Origin of the sequence: Iodobacter sp. CM08, assembly GCF_033446605.1 — a bacterium.
Lineage (GTDB): Bacteria > Pseudomonadota > Gammaproteobacteria > Burkholderiales > Chitinibacteraceae > Iodobacter.
In genome coordinates this window covers 1-4520 of the sequence record NZ_JAWQUO010000081.1, presented here as the reverse complement: position 1 = coordinate 4520, position 4520 = coordinate 1, and the positions used below count along the sequence as shown (strand labels likewise).

Below are 4520 nucleotides of genomic sequence, written 5' to 3'. Positions count from 1 at the left end.
TCGCCGCCAAAGGTAAAATTCAGCTGCAAGCGCAAAGCGACGACATCGAAATCACCGCCGACAAAAATATCAAAATCACCGCCTGCAAAGAAAAAGTAGAAATCGCCGCAGGGGACGAAGTGCTGCTTACCTCAGGCGGCGGCTATATTCGGCTAAAAGGTGGCAATATAGAAATCCACTGCCCAGGGGAAGTGAGTATTAAGGGGGCGAGTCATGAGTTGAGTGGGGGGACTAGTCTTTCTCAATCAATGGCGGATTTACCAAAAGAGAATGGGAAGTATGATCAAGCATTTCAAATTGAGTGGGCGGGCTTAGGACTGCCTGCTAGCCATGTGCACTATCGTTTAAAAACATTAGAGGGGCAGCTATTAGCAGAGGGTGTGAGTGATGAAAAAGGGCAAACTTCGCTAAGTAAAAGCTTGGTACCTGATGGTGTTATTGTTGAAATATTGAAGGATAAGAAATGAGCAATGGTAAAGATATTCTTACCCGATCAACTAGCATTCATACCCCTGATAGTCATAAAAACAGGCCTGTGGTACAGCATAAAATTTGTAATCCTATTGTTCCTGCCGCCTCTGAAAGTATTATTGGAAAATGTGAATTTTATTATCGACCTTTACATGAGGAGTACGTTAAAAAAACTGGGGTCAGTACGCGGGAATATGGTGGAACAGCTTTGAATTTTTCAATAATTCCTTTGCGCGTAATAACGGGTTGGGCGCTGAAATGGAACCCGTGGCAAGACGTTAAGGTCGTATCAAAACTTCTTTTAAATCGTGATAAATTAATTGTAGCTAATAGTTCAGATGAAAACTGGTCTCGGCATGCCAGCTTTATGATGCGACATATTGGATGTGACCATCAGCCCCCTGATTATTATATTGGCTATGGTTATTATTATTGTTCTATTTATGGAGATAAGCTTTTACCTCAGTTAAGCCCCGCTGGAAAAAAATGGTTAGAAAATGGTCGTAGGTTACTTCAGAGAAATATGGAAATAGGTTTACAGAAAAACATGGGCGGTGGCGTTGTTGTCGTGCCGTGCAAACGTTACCCCAATCAAACTGTGGAAATGGATGCCCCACGGCATGAATTGGAGCTTGATTCAGATAAGTTTCGAGCATTTGCATTTGCAACACATGTACCGGCATATTTGGATGCGGGATTGGCAGATTTGCCTATTAGTGATTTGGTTTTAATTGGTGGACAGCCCAATATTGAGGAGTGGACTGATTCTGCCACTTGGAAACAAGCCATGCTTAGTGGGGCTGAGGTTGGTAAAGATATGGGCAAAAATGTTTGGAATTCTACAAAAGGTGCATTTGATAAGGCATTAAACCGGTTGATGGAACCGTTTAAATGAAACTTATTTCAATCATGATGAAATTAGTAAAATGGCTGTTATTAGGTTTTTTTTGTTTGGCAATTTTAATTGCATCTATTTATGGGTTATACAAGGCATTTTCTATGTGGACGTTTGAAAAAGAAATCATGCGCAATGACAAACCATATGGTGGCGGTGATTTGCGCGTAAAAGGGCGGGAGCTGCTTGTTTTTAAACCAATTCAGGCTGAAATTAAATTTAAAGAACCGCTAGATCCTAACCGTCAGAAGCCTGAGGTTTCTCAAGTGACTGAGCCTTGGATGAATGATATTGCTGAGACGATAAATCGCTCTACGATTCGTTTATTGCGCGGCACAATAGATAACGACGTTAAGCGTATTTTTGAGCAACGCGGCCAAAATGGGGCTTGGTGGGTCTCTCCAGATTGGCAGACGCTATATGTGACGACCAATTGGATGGATTATCATCTGCCTAATGGGGCTGACGGATATGGTCAAACATGGCACACCCTATGGAAGTCGATTGATGGTGGACTGCAATGGAAGCAATTGGAGTGGCCAGAGCGGAGTGATGCTGGTCAACCTTTATTCTTGCCGGATGGGAAGCGTGGCTACTTAATTGGCTCGGGAATGCGTGTGTGGCGTACAGAGGATGCTGGAGAGCATTGGCAGGAAATTAATTTGCCAAAGTGGACTAATCAGCAATTGATGCCTAGCCCTGATGGCAATGGATTTTCGCCATGGGTTAAAGAAACACGAGCAAAATTTAATGCTTTTGATCTGGCTTTAGACGGTACATTGCGCTTGGCATTTTTTGTAAAAGATGCTCAATTGTTTAGGGGCAGAATTAGTAATTCCAGTCTGGTTTATGCTTTGCCATGGAATATTACTGAAAAAGATTTAATTACCAAGTGGCTTCAGCCGGAAAGTATTTTACCATTGCAAGTAGTTAGAGATATAAAAGCAAATCAGGAAGGCGAGCAGCATCTTATTACGTTGCAAGGTTTGCCTATTGATGGGCAAAAAAAAGGTGACTCAAAGCGTGTTCGTGAGGCTAATTACGTTTTGCTTAAGCAGGGTAAAGAGTTATTGCGACATTCTTTTTTAGAGTATGTGAAGCCCGGGGCTCTATTTGTGGGGCCACATGATGAGCTGATCTTGGCTGCCGATAAAAAAACGGAAGGCCAGATTTTACCTGATTCAATGACTTTAATTAGTAAGGATAAAGGCCATACGTGGAGTGAAGTAGTTGATGGATCAGCTTATGCTTGGTATTACGAAGCTGAAGCTAGCCGAATTTGGAAGTATGAAACTTACTCTTTATATTGGCGTAAATTATGATTTGCCATTGTAATATGTTTTTTGATATTAAATAAAAGTTAACTTTGCTTGGTTTTTAATTGGCGATGTAAATAAGCGCTGTATTGGAATATGCATTATATGAAATAGAGTAAATAAATAATAAAATAATAAAATGAACGGGGTCAGAGTAAAGTTAAATCTACTTTTATTGTTCCTGAAAATATGAAGCATAGTAGGATTTAAGTTTGCTCTGACCCCAGTTATTATCCCAAGGATTATTAGAGAAATTTATTATTCCGAGGAAAGTAAAAGGCGGGCCTGCCTGCCATTTAGAGATCCCACAGCCATGAAATTTAACTATGAAAAAATTCATCTAGTTGCATGTAGTGCTCTGCTATTGTCAGTTGCTTTTTTTGCTGAAGCTGCATGTGGACCAATTGTTGATGGTGTTTATGTAACTGATAATAATGCAAGTGTAATAGGGAAAGACGGGAATCATGCCAATGTGTTTGAAAGTTTGAAAAGATCGGAGTCAAACTGGGCCGCAACAACTTTAGGGTTTTCTGTCGCTTTAGTAAAAAATAATGATCAATTGATCTTTAGTAGAACAATTGGTAATGGACTTGATGATCAATATGAGACTTTGTCGATAAGGGCGGAGTCGTCCAATTCCACTGCCTGCAATGCAAATGGGGGCTGGACCTTACAAACAACACAATATTATCCAAATTATATTAATTTTTTTGGAAAACCTCGAGGTAAAGCGAGAAAATTACCTGAGCCTGTTCGTATAAATCTTACTCTGCAACCAGTTGAGGCGAATGCATTGCGAATTATTGCGTGTAAATCAGAGGTTCAGGAAGGTGGCCGGTGGCGGGCATATAGTGAATATGATTCTGTTGATCTATGTACTAATTTGAAATTGAGAAAATTATTTAACATTCGCCCAGATGTGATTGGGCGAAAAGAATGGAAAGGCGCATTTTAATTGACTATTAAATGTTTCCCTAATTATGCCCCTTGCTCAGTCAAGCACTCATACGGCCATTATCCGGACTGAGTAAATTATGCATGGTATAAGGGCGTTCCACCAATTGAACTATCCGAAGTAACTACGCCGTACAAGCAACTAAATCAAGGGTTCCAGAGCAAGAAACATAATTAGGAATGTTTTATTTGGTAACAGTTAGCGACAGACTACAATTGGGTAAACATGCCATGTATCTAGGTCGCCAAGAGTTAGATCAATAACTTGATTTTTTAGATCTTTAAAAATATAAAGTAAAAAATAAAACAAAGGCAAGGCTGCGCTTTGTCTTTGTTTTCCTTCTTTTTCTGATATATAAATAGCGGGGTATTGGTAAATAGTAGTTCAGCCCTTTAGCCCCGTGCGATCAGTGCAAAGAGTTTCTTGTTAAACAATGCATCTCTAAAAAGAAACTGAGCCTCTGCGCCGCCGTTTGCCTTGCTGCGCCACCGCCGTACTTCACGCGTGTTTCAAGACATAAGCGTGCCCGACATCATTAAACAGGTTTTAAGTGAGCATCAAGCTAAAAACTCGGTGTTTGCTGCGGTGCAGACGCTGGATTTCAAGCTATCTGGCCAGCACGCGCCACGCTCTTATTGCCTGCAATACCGAGAGTCCGACTTTGATTTTTTAGTGCGCTTAATGCACGAAGAAGGCTTGGCATGGCGCTTTGAGCATCTGTCCGGAGATTCGCCGCAGGTGCAGTTAGTGGTGTTTGACGATGCTTTTTCTGTGCCGGAGGCACAAGACAGCCAAGTGCGCTTTCATCGCGCTGACGCGACAGAAGAATCAGATGCCCTTACCGAATGGACCAGCCAACGGCAAGCGGGCAGTGGCAGCGTAT

General features: G+C 41.4%; 4 protein-coding genes and 1 pseudogene. All 5 read left to right on the top strand.

From position 1 onward, the window contains the following. A partial coding sequence (locus tag R6242_RS21995) for a DUF2345 domain-containing protein (RefSeq protein WP_318430996.1) occupies positions 1 to 467 on the top strand: 467 nt, incomplete at its 5' end. Beyond that, positions 464 to 1366, top strand: a complete 903-nt coding sequence (locus tag R6242_RS21990) for a hypothetical protein (protein ID WP_318430994.1) — start codon at positions 464 to 466, stop codon at positions 1364 to 1366. The genes R6242_RS21995 and R6242_RS21990, both read left to right, overlap by 4 nt. After that, positions 1363 to 2688: a hypothetical protein gene (locus R6242_RS21985; protein WP_318430992.1), complete on the top strand. Its 1326-nt coding sequence runs from the start codon at positions 1363 to 1365 to the stop codon at positions 2686 to 2688. The genes R6242_RS21990 and R6242_RS21985 overlap by 4 nt, the downstream gene beginning before the upstream one ends. Before the next feature lie 307 nt (positions 2689 to 2995). Continuing rightward, positions 2996 to 3637: a hypothetical protein gene (locus tag R6242_RS21980; RefSeq protein ID WP_318430991.1), complete on the top strand. Its 642-nt coding sequence runs from the start codon at positions 2996 to 2998 to the stop codon at positions 3635 to 3637. Between the two features lie 465 nt (positions 3638 to 4102). Beyond that, positions 4103 to 4520, top strand: a pseudogene (locus R6242_RS21975) (contractile injection system protein, VgrG/Pvc8 family); the annotation flags it as partial.